The 19,316-nt window shown below is 65.5% G+C and carries 12 protein-coding genes; 4 read left to right on the forward strand and 8 right to left on the reverse strand.

Annotation, left to right across the window (positions count from 1 at the left end; translation table 11 throughout):
* Positions 1 to 85: 85 nt before the first annotated feature.
* Both GQY20_RS20985 and GQY20_RS20990 read right to left on the reverse strand, forming a co-directional pair.
* Positions 86 to 3,166, reverse strand: coding sequence for an efflux RND transporter permease subunit (locus GQY20_RS20985; RefSeq protein ID WP_157219115.1), 3,081 nt, complete (start codon positions 3,164 to 3,166; stop codon positions 86 to 88).
* Positions 3,167 to 3,169: 3 nt separating this feature from the next.
* Positions 3,170 to 4,240, reverse strand: coding sequence for an efflux RND transporter periplasmic adaptor subunit (locus GQY20_RS20990; protein WP_157219116.1), 1,071 nt, complete (start codon positions 4,238 to 4,240; stop codon positions 3,170 to 3,172).
* Positions 4,241 to 4,392: 152 nt separating this feature from the next.
* Here GQY20_RS20990 and GQY20_RS20995 point away from each other — a divergent pair, with 152 nt between their 5' ends.
* Both GQY20_RS20995 and soxR read left to right on the forward strand, forming a co-directional pair.
* Positions 4,393 to 5,037, forward strand: a complete 645-nt coding sequence (locus tag GQY20_RS20995) for a TetR/AcrR family transcriptional regulator (RefSeq protein ID WP_157219117.1) — start codon at positions 4,393 to 4,395, stop codon at positions 5,035 to 5,037.
* Between the two features lie 160 nt (positions 5,038 to 5,197).
* On the forward strand, positions 5,198 to 5,617 hold the full coding sequence (gene soxR / locus GQY20_RS21000; protein WP_456298468.1) for a redox-sensitive transcriptional activator SoxR: 420 nt from the start codon (positions 5,198 to 5,200) through the stop codon (positions 5,615 to 5,617).
* Positions 5,618 to 5,633: 16 nt separating this feature from the next.
* Here soxR and GQY20_RS21005 read toward each other — a convergent pair whose 3' ends face one another.
* From GQY20_RS21005 to GQY20_RS21020, 4 genes are all read right to left on the reverse strand, one after another.
* Positions 5,634 to 6,092, reverse strand: a complete 459-nt coding sequence (locus GQY20_RS21005) for a hypothetical protein (RefSeq protein WP_198351097.1) — start codon at positions 6,090 to 6,092, stop codon at positions 5,634 to 5,636.
* A gap of 99 nt (positions 6,093 to 6,191) precedes the next feature.
* On the reverse strand, positions 6,192 to 7,490 hold the full coding sequence (locus tag GQY20_RS21010) for a radical SAM/SPASM domain-containing protein (RefSeq protein WP_157219119.1): 1,299 nt from the start codon (positions 7,488 to 7,490) through the stop codon (positions 6,192 to 6,194).
* Positions 7,480 to 7,794 (reverse strand): hypothetical protein, encoded by a 315-nt coding sequence (locus GQY20_RS21015; protein ID WP_157219120.1) that lies wholly within the window; start codon positions 7,792 to 7,794, stop codon positions 7,480 to 7,482. Before GQY20_RS21015 ends, GQY20_RS21010 begins: the two co-directional genes overlap by 11 nt.
* Before the next feature lie 511 nt (positions 7,795 to 8,305).
* Positions 8,306 to 9,616 (reverse strand): metal-dependent hydrolase family protein, encoded by a 1,311-nt coding sequence (locus GQY20_RS21020; RefSeq protein ID WP_157219121.1) that lies wholly within the window; start codon positions 9,614 to 9,616, stop codon positions 8,306 to 8,308.
* A 477-nt stretch (positions 9,617 to 10,093) separates the two neighbouring features.
* Between GQY20_RS21020 and katG the strand changes: the two genes are divergently transcribed.
* Positions 10,094 to 12,289, forward strand: a complete 2,196-nt coding sequence (katG, locus tag GQY20_RS21025) for a catalase/peroxidase HPI (RefSeq protein ID WP_157219122.1) — start codon at positions 10,094 to 10,096, stop codon at positions 12,287 to 12,289.
* 197 nt (positions 12,290 to 12,486) lie between these two features.
* On the opposite strand, the gene GQY20_RS21030 is transcribed toward katG, so the two are convergent.
* Positions 12,487 to 14,070: a long-chain fatty acid--CoA ligase gene (locus GQY20_RS21030; RefSeq protein WP_157219123.1), complete on the reverse strand. Its 1,584-nt coding sequence runs from the start codon at positions 14,068 to 14,070 to the stop codon at positions 12,487 to 12,489.
* A 173-nt stretch (positions 14,071 to 14,243) separates the two neighbouring features.
* Between GQY20_RS21030 and GQY20_RS21035 the strand changes: the two genes are divergently transcribed.
* Entirely contained in the window at positions 14,244 to 15,755 is a 1,512-nt protein-coding gene (locus tag GQY20_RS21035) for an acyl-CoA carboxylase subunit beta (protein ID WP_198351098.1), read from the forward strand.
* A gap of 29 nt (positions 15,756 to 15,784) precedes the next feature.
* Here the strand turns inward: GQY20_RS21035 and dnaE are convergent, their stop codons facing one another.
* Entirely contained in the window at positions 15,785 to 19,261 is a 3,477-nt protein-coding gene (gene dnaE / locus GQY20_RS21040; protein WP_157219124.1) for a DNA polymerase III subunit alpha, read from the reverse strand.
* Between the last annotated feature and the right edge of the window lie 55 nt (positions 19,262 to 19,316).

Genomic DNA, 19,316 nt, shown 5'->3' on the forward strand with positions numbered 1-19,316 from the left:
TGCGGCGAAGGAATTCCGACCTTCGTCGGGATGGCGAACCACGGGATGAACCTGCCAGACAGACGTGTGAATCATCGTAACACCCTCACGCATGCGCGATCTCCGCGGTCGCCAGCTCCCGTTCGCGGGGCGTCTGCGCCTCGGGCCTGTGGTCACGCGCGATCAGGCTGTAGATGGTGGGCAGCACGAACAGCGTGAACAGCGTACCGACCAGCATGCCCATCACCACGACGATGCCGATCGCGAACCGGCTCGACGCGCCGGCGCCGGTCGCGAACAGCAGCGGCACGAGGCCCGCCACCATCGCCGCCGTGGTCATCAGCACGGGGCGCATGCGCACCGCGGCCGCGCGGCGGATCGCGGCGATCCGGTCCAGCCCCTCCTGCTTCTGGAGCTGGTTGGCAAAGGACACCATCAATATGCCATGCTTGGAGATCAGGCCGATCAGGGTGACGAGCCCGATCTGGGTATAGATGTTGAGCGTCGTGAAGCCGAGATAGAGCGGTACCAGAGCGCCGCATATCGCGAGCGGCACGGTGACGAGAATGACGATCGGATCACGGAAGCTCTCGAACTGGGCGGCCAGCACCAGGAAGATCACGATCAGCGCGAAACCGAAGGAGATGGTCAGCCGGTCGCCCTCCTTCACATATTGCCGGCTGTCGGACAGCCAGTCGACCGTCGTGCCGGCCGGCAGGGGCTGCCTCTTCAGGAAGTCCACCGCCTGCCCCATGGTGACGCCCGGCGCCAGCACCGCGGACAGCGTCGCCGCATTCATCTGGTTGAATTGCGGCAGTCGGTTTGCCTGCGGCTCCATCGCGACGCGCACGACGGTGGATAGCGGCACCAGCCGGCCGGACGCCGCCTTCACATAATAGCGCCCGAGATTATCCGGCGTCAGCCGCTGGCTCCGCGGCACCTGCGCGATCACGTCGTAGGAGCGGTCGTGATAGTTGAAGCGGTTGACGTAATTCTCGCCCACCAGCACCGCCAGCGTGTCCGCGATCGCCTCCATCGTCACGCCGAGCTGACCGGCCTTCGCCCGATCGATCGTCATCCGCGCCTCCGGGCTGTCGAAGGCGAGATCGCTGTCGACGAAGGCGAAGAGGCCACTGCCCCACGCTGCCCCCTTCAGCCGCTCCATCGTCTGATAGATGGCGGGGAACTCGTCGGACGAGCGGATCACCATCTGCACCGGCAGGCCGCCGCTCCCCGCCGGCAGCGGTGCCGGCTGGAAGGCAGTGGCGTAGATACCGGTGATGTCGCCGCCGCGCCGGTTCAGCTCGGCCTGTATCTCGTCGGCGCTCCGCTTGCGTTCGGACCATTCCTTGAGGATGATGCCGCCGAAACCGTTGTTCGGCCCATCGGTACCGTTGCTGGCCCAGCTGCTGCGATATTCGCCGAAGCTGCGGAACAGCTTTTCCACCTCGTGGCTGAACCGCGCCGTATAATCGACATTGGCATATTGCGGCCCCTTGGTCGCGACGAACACATAGCCCTGGTCCTCCTGCGGCGCGAGCTCGCGCTTGGCGCCGGAGAAGAGGATGACGATCGCGACCAGCACGACGCCGCCAAACAGCAGCACCGCAGGCCGAGCCGAGAGCGTGCGAGCGAGCAGTCGGCCATAGCCGTCGGTGATGCGCGCCATGCGATGCTCGATGGACCGGGCGAAGCGTCCTTTCGACAGCGTGGCGTTGAGCAGCCAGCTGCTCATCATCGGTGACAGGGTCAGCGCGATCACGCCCGAGACGATCACCGATCCCGCCAGTGTGAAGGCGAATTCGCGGAACAACGCGCCGGTGAGGCCGCCCATCAGGCCGATCGGCGTATAGACCGCGGCGAGCGTGATCGTCATCGCGATCACCGGCGACACGATCTCACGTGCGCCGACCAGCGCCGCCTGGATCGGGCTCAGCCCCTCCTCGATATGCCGGTGGATATTCTCCACCACCACGATCGCATCGTCGACGACCAGGCCGATCGCCAGCACCATGGCAAGCAGGGTGAGCAGGTTCAGCGAAAAGCCGAACGCCAGCATCAGCGCGGCGGTGCCGACCAGCGACAGCGGGATGGTGACGACCGGGATGATCACCGCGCGCAGTGACCCCAGGAACAGGAAGATGACGATGATGACGATTAGCATCGCCTCGACCAGCGTATGCAGAACCTCGTCGATCGAGGCGTTGACGAAATGCGCGACATCGAACTGGTTGAATACTTTCAGGCCCGGCGGCGCGACGCGCTGGATCCCGGGCAGCAGATCCTCCACCGCCTTCACGATCTCCAGCGGATTGCCGTCCGGCGTCGGCGCGATCGCGATGAAGAGGCCGCGATGGCCGTTCGCCATGGCGCCTGAATCGTAATTCTGCCCGCCGATCTCGATCGTCGCGATATCGCCCAGGCGCACCTGGCCCTCGGCGGGATCGTTCTTCACCACCATCTGGCGGAATTCGTCGACGCCGCGCAGATCGGTGGCGGCGGTGATGTTGATCGCGGTCTCCTGGCCCTTGAGCTGGCCGGGCGCGGATTGCACATTGTTTGCGCGTAGCGCCGCGGCGATGTCGCTCGCCGAAAGCCCCCGCGCGGCGAGCTTGGCCGGATCCACCCAGATGCGCATCGCCAGCGTCTGGCCGCCACTGATGTCCGCCGAGGCAACGCCGGGAACCGCGGTGATCAGCGGCTGCGCGACGCGCGTCGCGAAATCGGTAATCTGCGGCACGCTCAGCGTATCGCTGACGAAGGCGACATATTCGATGTCGGATGCGCCGTCGGTTATCTTGGTGATCACCGGATCGGTCGCGCCGGCCGGCAGGCGGTATTTCACCTGCTGCACCTTGGCTAGGATCTCGGTCATCGACCGGTCTGCATTGGCGTTGAGCACCAGCTTCGCCTTGATCTGGCTCTTGCCCTGGCTCGACGTCGAGGTGAGATATTCGATGCCGTTGGCTGTCGCGATCGCCTGCGCGATCGGCGTCGTGACGAAGCCCTGCATCACATTCTGGGTGGCACCCGGATAGCTGGTGTTCACGACGATCGTCGCGCTTTGCATGTTCGGATATTGCCGCACCTTGAGGCTGAACAGCGCGCTGCCGCCGACCAGCAAGATGAGCAGGCTGACCACGATCGCCAGGATCGGACGGCGAATGAACAGATCGGTGAGGCGCATCGCTCAGCGTCCTCCCGCCGCGCCCGTGGGCGCGATGCGCACCGTGGCGCCCGGCTGCACGCGCAGCTGCCCTTCGGTGACGACGACATCGCCCGGCTTGAGCCCGCTGGTGACGATCACGCTGTCGCCGATCCGCCGGCCGGTGGTCACCGCCACCGGCTCGGCCTTGCCGCCGTCGCCATTACGACCACCGCGCACCGCGATCACGCTGTCGCCGGACGCGGAGGTGACGATCGCCGTGGTGGGCACGATCAGCATGCCCCGCTCCACCGGCAGCGCCAACGCCGCCGTCACCGCCATGCCGGGCCGCAGCGCATGGTCCGCATTGGCGAGCTCGGCCTGGACGGAGACGTTGCGCGTATCCGCGCCGATCTGCGGCTCGACCGCATTGACGCGCGCGGTGAACACGCGGCCCGGCCAGGCATCGGCGGTGACGCTGACCGTGCCTCCCGGCCGGATCCGCGCCAGCTCCTGCTGCGGCAGGGTGAAATCCACATAGAGGCGGTCGAGGCTGGTCAAGCTCGCCACCACGTCGCCCGGATTGAGATATTGGCCGAGATTGACGCGCCGGATGCCGACCTCACCCGCAAAAGGCGCCACGATTCGCTTCTGCGCGATGCGCGCATCGAACTGGCGCACGGCGGCATGAGCCTGGTCGGCCTGCGCGCGGCGCTGCTCCAGCGTCTCGCGCGGCTCGGCCCCGGTCGGCGCGAGCTGTACGGACCGAGCGAGCTGGATGTCGGCGAAGCGCGCCTGCGCCCGCGCCGACGCACGATCGGCCCGTTCCGGCGCATCGTAGAGCTGGACGAGCGTGGTGCCCGCCGCGACGCTGCGCCCGGCTTCGAGATGCAGGCCGACGATCCGCCCGGCAACCTCGGGCGCCAGCATCACCTCGCGCACCGCGCGCAGCGATCCCACCGCCTCCAGCGCCGCCGGCGCGTCGCGCGGATCCACCCGGATCGCGCGCACCGTGACGGGCGGCGGAGCGCCCTGGGCCGACCCAGAACTGCGCGCCGCGCGCCACGCATAAAGGCCGCCGAACAGCAGCGCCGCAGCCAACAGCGCAAGGGCCATGGAGCGGCCCGAAGAACGAAAACCCGACATTATTCCTGCCTGCCTGCTAATTTTCGACTTTGAGTCGACATTATTGCGAATAATTATTAAGTTTGACGAGCTGGCGTCAAGCCTTTCTATCGCTTGACGATCGCGCCATCGGGATTGTGACAATGAACGGAGCCAGAAAGAGAAGACCTTCGCGCCTCGATCGGTTGCGCGCGCGTGTAGCCGGGGCGCCGCCGGGCCCGCGCCAGCCGGACCGGCGGCGCGCGGCGCTGATCGAGGCGGCCGGGGCGCTGTTCGTCGAAAAGGGCGTTGAAGCCACGACGGTGGAGGAGATCGCCGCCCGTGCCGGACTCGCCAAAGGCACCGTCTATCATTATTTCGCCACCAAGACGGAATTGCTCGACGCGCTGCGTGATCGCTTCGCCACTGATTTCCATAGCCGCCTGATCGATGCCGTCGCCACCTGCGATCCGGATGACTGGGCAGGCAAGCTGCGCGCCTGGCTGCGCGAGGCGGTAACCGCCTATTTCGACATGCACGCGCTTCACGACGTGGTCTTCCACGGCAGCGAACGGCCAGTACGCGAAGCAATGGGCGATATCGCGCTGGTCCAGCATCTCGCCCTCCTGCTGCGCGACGGCGATGCCGCCGGTGCCTGGCAGGTGCCTCGCCCGCGCGAAGTGGCGGTGATCCTCTTCCACGGCCTTCACGGTGCCGCCGACGAGGCGATGCTGGATGGTAGGCCCGCGGAAGACGTGCGCGCGCTGCTCGTGAGCCTCTACGAACGCATGATCGGCGTGCAGGGCTGACGGGACGTACCGGCAGCGGCGGCCGGCGGCGGAAACGGACACGCGAAGCTCCCTCTGTTCGAATCGGGAGCCCGGCTATAAAACCTCAACCATGGTTGAGGTAAAGCGGAAAAGACGCCCCGTCCCGATAACCCCGGAGACGATCGGCCGGGAACTCAGCGTGGGCGAGGTCGCGGCCCGCGCTGGCGTGCCGGTGTCGACGCTGCATTTCTACGAAGCCGAAGGGCTGCTCTGGAGTCGTCGGACCGCGGGCAATCAGCGCCGCTACGGCCGCGGCGTGCTGCGCGCGATCGCGATCATCAAGGTCGCCCAGCGCGCCGGCATCCCGCTCTCCACGATCCGCGAAAGGCTGGCGCCCTTCGCCGGTCTGCAGAAGGTCACGGCCGCGGACTGGGAACGGCTCTCCACCGAATGGCGCAACGATCTCGACGATCGCATCGCCCGCCTCACCCGGCTGCGCGACCAGATGAACAGTTGCATCGGCTGCGGCTGCCTCTCGATCGAGGACTGTCCGCTCCGCAACCCCGGCGACATGCTCGGCGACGCCGGCCCCGGCGCGCGGCTGCTCGATCCGGAGTGAGGCGCCGGATGTCCTGCTACAGTAGCAGCACCAGCGGCAGCACGGTTCCCGCCACCAGCATGATGATCCCGTTGCGCCGCACCGCACGGTTGGTGAGCGCGATGACGATGCCGATCGCCGTGGAAATGGTAAGCCCGAGCGACAGCAGCACGACGAAGATCTTGAGCGGCAGCGGCGAGAAGATGTGAGCCGGCGGCGGTGGCGCAGGCGGCGCGGGCCGGGCCTTCTCGGCCGCCGGCGGCGGTGCCTTGGGCGCATGCTTCACCGGCTCGGGCGTCGGCAGTTCCTGGTCCTTGTGGACCGCCGCCAGCCAGATCATCCAGTAAGGCGGCGTCGCCCCGCCCCAGCCGCTCTCCTGCTGCAGCCGAAAGGTCTGCAACGCCCCGCTCACCGAGAAGAGCAGGATGGCAGGCGCGAAGAACAGGCCCAGATAGAGGTGATACTGGCGCAGTCGCCGCATGGTCTGTGCTTTCATGGCCTCGGTTTAAGCCATGGGAGACGGCGGACAAGGTCCAAACCGTGCTGGAGGGCGGTACCAAGCAGATCCGCCTGGCATCCGCCCCAACATCACGCGTCAGGCGCCGACCTCCGCGAACATTCCATCCAGCAGATTGTTACGGATAAAGCTGCAATAGGTGTCCGATCGGCGGAAATCGCCATGTGCGTGCAGAGGATTTGCCTTGCACCCGCCACCGCACAGATAGCGGAAATCGCAGGATCCGCAGCGCTCGTTATTCTCTTCGACATCCATCGCCTGCGAAAATGTTCGGTTGGTGTCCGAAAAGAAGATCGTATCGATGTCGTCGGTGAAGATATTTCCCAGCTTGAATTCATTCTTGTGAAACAGGTGGCAGGGATAGACGTCGCCGCGATCGGAGATGCTGATGTTCGATATGCCGGCGTGGCATCCGAAGCTGCGAATGTTTCTGCTCAGATGCCGTGCGCCGCGCCCTTCGGTAGGATCAACCACCGACTCGTCTACGGCGATGAATTCGTCATTGCTGATCCTATCCTCCTTGTCTTGCCGGGCTCGACCCATCGGCATGGCAGGCGTGAACTTCAACCGCACCGTCTCGGGCAGCTTCTCGCGCAGACGACCGCTTTCCGCCATATTGTCGCGATGCAGCGTCATCTGGACATTGACGGCGAGGTCCGGCTGCCCGGCCAGCAGGCCGATCGCATCCAGCACCTGTTGATAATGCCCTTCGCCCCGGGTCCGGGCGTGGCTTTCCTCGCTCGCTCCGTCGAGGCTGATCTTCACATAGGAGAAGAGTCGTCCGATTTCCGCCGCATTGTCCGCATCGACGAACAGGCCATTGGTCAGCAGCTCGCACCGCATGCCGGCGCGATGACAATATCGCGCGACCTCGAAGAAATCCGGATGGATCATCGGTTCGCCGCCGGAAAAGGTAATCGTCGGACGCGCTGACAATATCGGTGCCGCACGCTCGAAGAAATCGATGAAGTCCTGGCCACCATGCTTTATCGCGATGCGTGGGGAAGATCCGCGATAGCAATAGGAGCATTCGAGATTGCACTTGTTCGTCATGTGCAGATAGACGGCACCGATCCGCCGCGACTGCCATTCGATCCGCTCCCATCGCCGGGAGGGTGGATGCTGCATAAACAGGCCGGCCGTGCTCGACTGGTCGAAGAAATCCATCACCGAATCCGGCGGCACGCCATTCTCGCCGCAGAGTTGCGCGATCTCGCCGAAGCTGCGGACACCGTCCATCAACTTCAGCGCGACGGCGCCGGTGGCGTTGGTATGCACCCAGGTCGGCGCGGTGGGGTTATAGGCGATGAACCGCTCCCCGCGCCGATAGACCCTGAGATGCGTCGGCGGCGGCGCGACGATGGCCTCAATGCCCACCGCCGCCGCCCCCGCACGACAGAGTTGCGCCGCACTTGCATTCGCAGGCCAGCAGATCGGACGTCGTAATGCCGTCGTCGAGGCCGGCCGTGACCGTTATCAGCGCGCCCTGCGGATCGAGCGTCACCGGCTCGCCCGAAGCGGACGCCAGCGCATCCAGGGCTTGCCTGAAGACGTTCGACGCGGGATCGGCGTCGCTGATCTCCATCTTCATCGGCTTGGCGCCGTTGTCGGCGAGGAACGTCTGGGCGCGCTTGTACCAGTCCCCTTGGGAATCTCGTGCGAGAATAAGATGCTTTGCCATGCCAATCTCCGTTACAGGGTCCAGTCCAGACCCTGACTGATGAACAAGCTCCATTCGCGCCACGATTGCTGTCGTGGACGAATACTGGATTGGCGACCTGCTATTATTTTATCGATCTCTTCGACCGACCTTCCTCATGAAACCGACGAGGATGATTCCTGTCAAGTGACGGCCGTCACACTCTGAATCCGATCACAGAGGAATTACTTATTAACTTTGATTAACATCGCCATCTTTATCCACCAATTCGCAGCCCGTCTTACATCGAGATCGTCCTGGCTCGAATTTTTTGGACAAAACCGACATCCGTGCGGAAAATGCTATGGCTCGTCGCTGCACGGCGCGGCCCGACGAGCGCGCCGCCACGACGTGCCGCCCCAAAAAACCGGCGAAGCGACTCCGCATCGTGGGGAATCATCCAACGAGGCGAAAGATCTGCAGCATCCGTCGTTCAGGGCACGACGATTGCGCGTGCGAGTCCGGAGACTTTCAACCCCGGCCTCATCATATTCTACAGCGGCTTGCCGCCCGCCTTCACCACCCGACCACCCTTCATCACGAAGCCGACACGTTCGAGCACGGTGACGTCCGCCAGCGGATCGCCGTCCACTGCGATGATGTCAGCATAACGGCCCGGCGCTACCGCACCGATATCCCCGCTCGCGCCGATCAGGTCGGCCGCATTGTGCGTTGCGGCCCAGATCGCATCCATCGGCGTCATGCCCGCGCGTACCATGATGGCGAATTCCTGCGCATTCTCGCCATGCGCTGAAAGGCCGAACGTATCGGTGCCGAAGGCGATCTTCACGCCCGCCTTGTAGGCGTCGTGGAGATTCTTCTGTAGCAACGGCCCGACCGTAAGGGCTTTCTCTGCGGTCGAGGGATTCAGCTGTTCGGGATGGCTCTTGGCACGCTCGTAGACCCGCTCGCCGACCAGCATCGTCGGCACCAGATAGGTGCCATGCGCCTTGAACAGCGCGTAGGAGCCTTGGTCGGCATAGGAACCATGTTCGATCGAATCCACGCCGAGCGCGATCGTATGGTCGATCGCCTGTTTGCCATGGGCATGGGCGGCGACTTTCATGTCGAGGCTGTGGGCGGTCTCGATCACCGCCTTGATCTCGTCGTCTTCCATCAGTTGCAGCGAGGGATCGTCGCCGATCGACATGACGCCGCCAGAGGGCATGATCTTGACAAGGTCCGCGCCTTCGCGCTTCAGCCGCCGCACCGTGCGCCGCGCTGCCTCCGGACTGTCGATGATCGAATCCGTCCAGCCGGGATGATCGAGCCCCGGATCGAGGCCGTTCGCCGGATCGCCGTGGCCGCCGGTCGGCCCCAGCGGCACGCCCGACACCCACATGCGCGGCCCGTCGATCACGCCAGCATTCACCGCTTTCTTCAGCGCGACGACCACCGCGGTCGATCCGCCCACGTCCCGGATCGCGGTGAAGCCGGCAAGCAGCGTATTGCGCGCCGAGACCGTCGCCTCGATCGCATCGTCATCCTCCGTACGCGTCACCGCCAGGCGGATCGGATCGCCCTTGTGCCAGTTCATCGTGATATGGTCATGGCAGTCGATCAGGCCAGGCAGCACCGTTTTATCGGCCAGCTCGATGAGCTGCGCACCGGCCGGCCCGGCGACGAAGCCGTCCTGCACGCCGGTGATGCGATCGTCATGGATCAGGATGGTCACCTGCCGCCGCTCGGCCTTGGTGACGCCGTCGATCAGCCGGCCGGCATGGATCACAACGTCGCCCGCCTGCGCCGCGCTAGCGCCCATGAGGGACACCGCCCCAATCAGCGCCGCTTTCCATTTGCGCATCGTCACCTCCCTGTTGCCGGGCGCCTTGTCTATCCCCCGCCGATCGCCAGCGCCACTGCCAGCCGTCATGCGGATAGAATTGCAGCGCGCCTTGCGGGAACAGCCGCGCCGTGTCCTCCCAGCTATCGCTTCCGGGCGGGAGGACCGAGGCGGTAACCATCACGGCGCGCTCACCACGCGAATCGCGGCTCGAGTCTCGTCATCCTCCCTGAAATGGGAGAGGATGAACGGCGGCACAAATGTGCGTCCCGTCGCACCCGCAGGGCTTGATCCGGCATCCGTCGGCCGCAGCGTTGCTCGGAAAAAAGTCCTTGAGGAGAGGATCGCGGATCCCGGTGCCTTGCAAGCAGCGCCGCAAAATTCAGTCCTATCGCAGCCAAATTCGATCACCGTAACAAAATTAAGCGATTGGACCGATTTGTTTCTACAGCGCAATGTCTCAGCAGCAATGAGAGCTGAACCTGAAACGGAGGAGTCATGAGCGTCGAAGCCAAATGCCCGATGGGCAACACGGTACGAGGAAAGGCCGTGCTGTTCGAGATGACCAATCGGCTGTGGTGGCCGAACCAGCTCGAGCTCGGCGTCCTCCATCAAAACCCGCCCGCGGGCAATCCGATGGCGCCCAATTTCGATTATGCGGCCGAATTCGAGAGCCTCGACCTGAACGCCGTCAAGGACGATATCTTCGCGCTGATGACCGAATCGCAGCCGTGGTGGCCCGCTGACTTCGGCCATTATGGCCCGCTCTTCATCCGCATGGCCTGGCACAGCGCCGGCACCTATCGCATCGGCGACGGGCGCGGCGGCGCGGGTGCGGGGGCTCAGCGCTTCGCTCCGCTCAACAGCTGGCCGGACAATGCCAATCTGGATAAGGCGCGCCTGCTGCTGTGGCCGGTGAAGCAGAAATATGGCCGCAAGCTCTCCTGGGCCGATCTGCTGATCCTCGCCGGCAATTGCGCGCTGGAATCGATGGGCTTCAAGACCGCCGGCTTCGGCGGCGGCCGCGTCGATGTTTGGGAGCCGGAGAACGACGTCTATTGGGGTCCCGAGCGCGAGTGGCTGGGCGACGAGCGCTACAGTGGCGATCGCGATCTGGCGCATCCGCTGGCGGCGGTGCAGATGGGCCTCATCTACGTCAATCCGGAAGGACCGAACGGCCATCCCGATCCGGTCGCCGCGGCGCGCGACATTCGCGAGACCTTCGCCCGCATGGCGATGAACGACGAGGAGACGGTGGCGCTGATCGCCGGCGGCCACAGCTTCGGCAAGACCCATGGCGCCGCCGATCCCGGTCAATATGTCGGGCCGGAGCCGGAAGGCGCGAGCATCGAGCAGCAGGGCCTGGGCTGGGCGAACAGCTATGGCGCGGGCAACGGTGCCCATACGATCACCAGTGGTCTCGAGGTGATCTGGACGCAGACTCCGACGCAGTGGAGCAACAACTTCTTCAAGAACCTGTTCGAGCATGAATGGGAATTGATGAAGAGCCCGGCAGGCGCGCACCAGTGGGTCGCCAAGGATGCGGAGGCGACCATTCCCGATGCCTACGATCCGTCGAAGCGGTGGTTGCCGACCATGCTGACGACCGATCTCGCGCTCCGCATGGATCCGGCCTACGAGAAGATCTCGCGCCGCTTCTACGAAAATCCGGATGACTTCGCCCACGCCTTCGCCGAGGCCTGGTACAAGCTCACGCACCGCGACATGGGCCCGCATCGCCGCCTGCGCGGCGCGGACGTCCCCGCCGAGCCACGCATCTGGCAGGATCCACTCCCGCCGGTCGATCACCCGCTGATCGACGATGCGGACATCGCCTCCCTCAAGGCGAAGATCCTGGAATCGGGCTTGTCCATTTCGCGGCTGATAAAGACTGCCTGGGCGTCGGCCGCCACCTTCCGCGGATCGGACAAGCGCGGCGGCGCCAATGGCGCACGCATCCGCCTCGCCCCGCAGAAGGACTGGGCGGTGAACGAGCCGCAGCAGCTCGCCGATGCACTGGCGACGCTGGAGGCCGTGCAGACCGCGTTCAACGAGGCGCAGGCCGATAGCAAGAAGGTGTCGCTTGCCGACATCATCGTGCTGGGCGGCGCCGCGGCTGTCGAGGCTGCGGCGAAGAAGGCCGGCTACGACGTCACCGTGCCGTTCACGCCTGGCCGCACCGACGCCACGCAGGAGCAGACGGACGCCGAGTCCTTCGATCCCCTGGAGCCGAAGACCGATGGCTTCCGCAACTATGCCGGCGAAGCCTCCATCCTCTCGGCCGAGGAGCTGCTGGTCGATCGCGCCCATCTGCTGACCCTGAGCGCGCCGGAGATGACCGTGCTCATCGGCGGTCTGCGCGTGCTCGGCGCCAACCATGGCGGCTCGGCGCACGGCGTGTTCACCGATCGCATCGAAACGCTGACCAACGACTTCTTCGTGAACCTGCTCAAGACGAGCACGACGATGAAGTGGGTGGCCAGCGACGGCGACAGCCTGTTCACCGCCAGCGACCGCGCAACCGGCGAGAAGAGGTTCACCGGCACCCGTGTCGATCTGATCTTCGGCTCCAACTCGCAGCTGCGCGCCCTCGCCGAAGCCTATGCGACCGACGATGCCCAGCGCGCCTTCGTCGATGCCTTCGTTGCGGCGTGGACCAAGGTGATGAACCTCGACCGCTTCGACCTCGCCTGAGCGGCATCATCGCGGCAAAAGGAGCGACCGGCCGGTAGTGGGCCGGTCGTTTCTGTATTGCACGCCGAGAGGCCTCAGTCCCGCACGGCCATTCCGCCGTTCACGCCGAACACCTGTCCCGTGATGTAGATCAACGGGCCGCCACGCCGCGCCGGCATCTCCGGCAGCGTGCCACAGCAGCAGCGCCGACCTTCCCCTCAGCACCCGGGCAGCTTATAATTCCGATATTGCTCGCGCAGCGCCGTCTTGAGCAATTTGCCGGTGCCGGTGTGCGGAAGGCTCTCCACGAAGAGGATTTCGTCCGGCAGCCACCATTTCGCGACGCGCGCGCCGAGAAAGTCGCGCAGCTTCGCTGCGCACACGTCGTCGCCCGGTTTGCGTACGACCAGCAGCAGCGGCCGCTCGTCCCATTTCGGATGGGGCACGCCGATCGCTGCTGCCTCCGCGACGCCGGGGCAGCCGACCGCCGCATTCTCCAGCTCCACCGAGCTGATCCATTCCCCGCCGGACTTGATCACATCCTTGGCACGATCGGTGAGCTGCAGCACGCCGTCGGGATGCAGCACCGCGATATCACCGGTATCGAACCATCCATCGGCATCCACCGCGGGGCCACGCTCGTCGCGATAATAAGTGTCCACCGTCCAGGCGCCCCGCGCCTGCAATTGGCCCGCGCTCTTGCCGTCCCGCGGCAGCGCCCGGCCCTCCTCGTCGACGATGCGCAGCTCGACTCCGAACGGCGCCTTGCCCTGGCAACGGATGAGATCGATGCGCGCCTCCAGATCCATCTCCTCCCATTCTGGCGGATAGGCGCAGACCGTGCCGACCGGCGACATCTCGGTCATCCCCCAGAGATGGCCGAACTCGATGCCCATGGCGAGGAACCGCTCGATCATCGCGCGCGGCGCGGCCGAGCCGCCGGTGGCGATCGCCTTGAGCATCCCGAAATCACCGCCCGTCGCATCGACATGCTGGAGCGCGGCCAGCCACACCGTCGGCACGCCGCAGCTGAACGTCACGCCTTCCTCGGAGATCAGCTTGCACAACACCGGCGCGTCGTTGACCGCCGAGAGCACAAGCTTCGATCCCGAACCTGCCGCCGCGAAGGGCACGCCCCAGGCGCCGGCATGGAACATCGGCGTCACCGGCAAGGCCACGCTGAGCGAAGAAAAGCCGAACAGATTGGGCTGGGCGATCGTCATCATGTGCAGAAGCTGCGAGCGATGATCGTACAGCACGCCCTTGGGATTGCCGGTCGTACCGCTGGTGTAGCAGAGCATCGCCGGATCGCGCTCGTCGCCTTCCACCCAGGAAAAGGCAGAATTGCCGGACTCAACCAGCGCATCGAAACTCTCCTCGAATCCGATGATATGTTCCACCGTCTCGAGCCGGTCGCGGATGCGCGCGACGATGGGCGCGAAGGCGGCATCGTGGATCAGCACCCGATCGCCCGCATGGTTGACGATGTAGACGATCTGATCGTCGAACAGGCGCGGATTGATCGTATGGATCACCGCTCCTGCACCGATCGCGCCGATCCAGGAGACGAGGTGCCGCACATGGTTCATGGCGAGGGTCGCCACCCTGTCGCCGGGCCGGATACCCATCCCGGTGAGCGCGCCGGCCAGCCGTCGGCCGTCCGATACCACGCCGGCCCAGTCTGTCCGAACCGTCGTCCCGTCCGCCTGATGGCTGACGATCTCCCGCCGGCCATGCTCTCGCGCCGCGTAATCGAACAGCCGCGTCAGCCGCAGCGGCCAATCCTGCATCGATCCCAGCATCCGCATCTCCTCGCGTTCCGCCGATTTGCCCGGCGCGTGTTCGGCTGAGCAAAGGCCATAAATAGGGTGGCTTGTCATTAGGCCCTCGCTCGATTGCACAATCGGCCGACGAGCGGGCACACTGGCCAAGCCACCGCCCGCCGGACATAGGAGGGCCAGGAAGGGGACGGGCAATGACGGAAGACCTCGGCCGCTGGGGCGCAATCCTCGCGGAATATGAGCGGCGGCGCGCCTTCGGCCGATCGATGGGCGGGCCGGAGAAGGTGGCACGGCACCGAGCGGCAGGGCGGATGGATGCGCGTCAACGCGCCGACACGCTGTTCGACGCTGGCAGCTTCGTCGAGATTGGCGGCTTTACCGGCGCGATGACACAGGACGGCCCGGCGCCGGCACCCGCCGACGCGATGGTGGCGGGTTTCGGCCGGGTCGACGGCCGGCCCGTGCTGGCGGGGATCGAGGATTTCACCGTGCTCGGCGGTTCGATCGGCTCTGCAAGCGCCGACAAGCGCTATCGCCTGTGCCAGCTCGCAGCGCAGGAGCGCGTGCCGCTGGTGTTCATGCTGGAAGGCGCCGGCCATCGCCTCACCGACGAGCCGGGCAGCCGTGCGCCCAACGATCTCCAGGGCCTGGCCGAGCTGTCGGGCCAGGTTCCGATCGTCTGCCTCGTGCTCGGTGCATCCGCCGGCCATGGCGCGCTGACTGCGCCGCTCAGCGATTTCGTGGTGATGACCGAAAGCGCGACGATGTTCGCCGCCGGCCCGCCGCTGGTGAAGGCGGCAATCGGCGAGGTCGTGACCAAGGAGCAGCTCGGCGGGCCGCAGGTGCATGTCGATGTCTCGGGCGTCGCACATAATCTGGTCACTGACGATGCCGCAGCGATCGCTATGGCGCGACGTTACCTCTCTTATTTCCCGTCGAATGCTTGGGGTATGCCGCCACCGACAGAGGGCGCCGGCACGGGACCACGCCGGCTGGACGCGATCCTCACCCTCATCGATCCTGATCCGCGAATCCCCTTCCGCATGCGCGACGTGCTGGAGCTACTGGTCGACGACTCCACCCTGTTCGAGGTGCAACCGCGCTTCGGCCGATCGCTGATCACCGCGCTGGCGCGGCTCGGCGGGCGGAGTGTCGCGATCCTCGCCAACGATCCCAGCGTCGGTGCCGGCGCGATCGACGGCCCGGCCGCGGACAAGGCCACGCATTTCCTGGAGGTGGCCGGCGCGTTCGGACTGCCGGCGGTTTTCCTGACCGACAATCCCGGCGTGATGGCCGGCACGGCCGCCGAGAAATCCGGCATCCTGCGCCGCTCGGCCCGCATGTTCATGGCACAGCATCGGCTACGCAGCCCCAAGCTGCACGTCACGCTGCGCAAGGCGTTCGGCTTCGGCTCTTCGATCATGGCGATGAACCCGTTCGACGCGCAGACCAGCATCCTCGCCTTTCCGGCGATCACGCTCGGCGCCATGCCGGCCGGTAGCGGATCGGCCGCGGCCAAGCTCGACGCGGAAGCACGCGCGCAGGTGGAGGCGCGGCAGGCCGGCAGCGCCTATCACCTCGCCTCGCGTCTGGCCTTCGACGACGTGATCGACCCGCGGGAGCTGCGCAATGCGCTGCTCGACGGCCTGGCGCTGGCCGATGCACGGGGTGCCACGGAGCCACGCGGTCTGGGAATACTGCCCTAGTTCCTCCGCGGGACGGGGAGGATTGGAGGCTAGGAAACCAGTGCCAGTTTCGGCGCTTCGACCGGCCTCAACCGCGCGCTCACGCCCGGAATCCGCTCGATCCTCGCGACCAACTCCGCGTCGAGCAGGAAGCCACGCCCCAGCAGCAGCTTCACCTCGGAACCATCCGGCAACAGCGCCCGCAGACGGATCTCGCCACGGCCGGCCGCGCCACCGCTCACCATCGCGGCGAGCGCGGGCAGTGCCTCGGGATCGGCCGTCTCGACCTCCAGCACCAGCCGGGCGTTGAGCCCCATGCCCTCCATCGGCTGGCAGCCGCGCACCGTGACGCGCGGCGTCTCCTCACCCGGACGCCGATCGATCTCGACGGTCAGCAGCACGCAATCGCCCGAGCGGCCCGCCGCCTCCAGATCATTGGCCGCCACCTCATCGAACGCGCTCGCCATGAACTGGCCCGACTGATCGGACATCATTGCCAGCAGATAGCGGTTGCCCCGCGCCGAGGTGCGCCACCGCGCATCCTCGACCAGTGCCGCCATCTTCATCGTCGGGACGGGCTGGCGCTTGCCGTCGACATAACGCGGCGCCTGCTCGGCCGGCGCGGGCATCGCCGCAATCTCGGCGAAGCTGCGCGCGCCGTTGGCCTGGGCGAGATGGCGGTAGCGATCGGTGGGATGGGCGGAGAAATAGAAGCCGAAAGCATCCTTCTCATTGGTCATGCTCTCGGCAAGTGACCAATGTACATTCGGACGTTTTATGTGAGCGCCACCGCCGTCAGACGCAGCGAACAAGCCGCCCTGACCTTGCGCTTTGTCCCCAGCCAGCCTGCTTGCTTCAGCCAGAATTTGCTCGACGCATCCGTAAGCCACGGCACGATTTGGCTCAATTCCGTCGAACGCACCGCTCTGCGCAAGGCTTTCGAGCTGTCGCCGATTCAGCAATCTGGGATCGATACGCTCGGCGAATTGCTCAAGCGAAAGCAATTTCCCATTCGCTTTCCGCTCAGCGACGAACTGCTCCATCGCGCGCTCGCCCACGCCCTTCAGCGCGCCCAACGCGTACCGGACACTCTCCCCCTCCACCGAGAACTCCGCCTCGCTGGCGTTCACGCATGGCGGCAGGCAGGGCACGCTCATCCGCCGCATGTCGTCCACGAACACGGCGAGCTTGTCGGTCAGCGCCATGTCGTAGCACATCGAAGCGGCATAGAATTCGGGCTTGTGATGCGCCTTCAGCCACGCGGTCTGATAGGCGACCAGCGCATAGGCCGCCGCGTGGCTCTTGTTGAAGCCATAGCCGGCAAATTTGTCGATCAAGTCGAACAGCTCGTTCGCCTTGTCGCGCGAGATGGCCTTGTCCGCACAGCCGGTGACGAAGCGCTCGCGCTGCGCATCCATCTCGGCCTTGATCTTCTTGCCCATGGCGCGGCGAAGGAGGTCGGCCTCGCCGAGCGAGTAGCCGGCGAGCACCTGGGCCGCCTGCATCACCTGCTCCTGATAGACGAAGATGCCGTAGGTTTCCTTCAGCACGTCTTCCAGCAAGTCATGCGGATATTCGATCTCCTCACGCCCGTTCTTGCGCGCGCCGAACATCGGGATATTGTCCATCGGACCCGGCCGGTAGAGCGAGACGAGCGCGATGATATCGCCGAAATTGGTCGGACGCACCGCGGCGAGGGTGCGCCGCATCCCCTCCGATTCCAGCTGGAACACGCCCACCGTGTCGCCCTTCTGGAGCAAGGCGTAGACTTCGGGATCGTCCCAGGAGAGGGTGTTGAAGTCGACCTCTATGCCTTTCTGGGCCAGTAGCTCCTGCGCCTTCTTGAGCACCGACAGCGTCTTGAGGCCGAGGAAGTCGAACTTCACGAGGCCGGCACCCTCGACGAACTTCATGTCGAACTGGGTGACCGGCATGTCCGAACGCGGATCGCGATAGAGCGGGACGAGCTTGTCGAGCCGCCGGTCACCGATCACCACGCCGGCAGCGTGGGTCGAGCTGTGGCGCGGAAGGCCCTCCAGCTTCATCGCCAGATCGAACAGCCGCTTCACATCGGCATCGTTCTTATATTCGTTGGCAAGCTCCGAGACACCATTGAGCGCGCGGTCGAGGGTCCAGGGATCGGTCGGATGGTTGGGGACGAGCTTGGCGAGCCGATCGACCTGGCCATAGCTCATCTGCAGCACGCGGCCCGTATCCTTCAGCACCGCACGCGCTTTCAGCCGCCCGAAGGTGATGATCTGCGCGACATGGTCTCGGCCATATTTCTGCTGGACGTAGCTGATCACCTCGCCGCGCCGGGTTTCGCAGAAATCGATGTCGAAGTCCGGCATCGAGACGCGTTCCGGATTCAGGAAGCGCTCGAACAGCAGGCCGAGCGCGATCGGATCGAGATCGGTGATGGTGAGCGCCCAGGCGACCGCCGAGCCGGCGCCCGATCCGCGCCCCGGCCCCACCGGAATGTCATGATCCTTCGCCCATTTGATGAAGTCGGCGACGATCAGGAAATAGCCGGCGAACCCCATCCGGACGATGATGTCGAGCTCATAGTCCAGCCGCTTGCGATAGACATCGAGTTCGTCCTCGCGCCCGGCGAGTCGCATTTCGAGGCCGGCATGCGCATCGCGGCGCAACGCCTGCACCTCCGCTTCGGGATCGCCGGCCAGATTGGGCAAGATCGGCTTGCGCCAAGGTGCCGCAAAGGCGCAGCGTTGCGCGACGACCAGCGTGTTCTGGATCGCCTCGGGCACATCCTCGAACAGCCGCACCATCTCGCCGGTCGGCTTCAGCCAGGCGTCGGGTGACGAGCGGATCCGCTCCTCGCTGTCGACATAGGCCGAATTGGCGATGCACAGCATCGTGTCGTGCGCCGCGTGGAAACCCGCCTCGGCAAAGCAGGCCGGATTGGTCGCCACCAGCGGCAGATCGCGCGCATAAGCGAGATCGATCAGCGCTGCTTCGGCCACTTCCTCCGCCACATCGCCGCGCCGCGCGAGCTCGATATAGAGGCGATCGGGAAACAGCGCCTCCAGCCGGTCGACATAGGCCTCCGCTTCACTCTGCTGTTCTTCCGCGAGCAGCCGCGTTACCGCGCCTTCGCCTGCCGCAGTGAGTGCGATCAACCCATCGGTGCGCCCCTCGATCGCCTCGAAGGGCACATGCGCCGCCTCCTCGATCGGCCGATCGAGATGCGCGGCGGACACCAGCGCGCACAGATTGTCGTAGCCGGCGGCATCCTGCGCATAGAGCGCCAGCCAGTCGATCGCCTGCGGCCGGCCTTCCGCCACCGGACGCGCGACCGCCAGCATCGTACCGATGATCGGCTGCACGCCATCCTTCTTCGCCGCGTCCGAAAAGGCCATTGCGCCGTAAAGGCCGTTGCGGTCGGTGATCGCCGCCGCCGGAAAACCGAGCTTGCGCGCCTGCTTCGCGATCGCCTTCGGATCGATCGCGCCCTCGAGCATGGTGAAGGCGGAGAAAATACGGAGCGGGACGAAGGCCTGCGTCATGGACGGACTATGGGCCGTGGGGGCGAGTGATGAAAGGTCGCGGGGCTACTTTATC

Source organism: Flavisphingomonas formosensis (assembly GCF_009755815.1).
Taxonomy (GTDB): Bacteria; Pseudomonadota; Alphaproteobacteria; order Sphingomonadales; family Sphingomonadaceae; genus Flavisphingomonas; species Flavisphingomonas formosensis.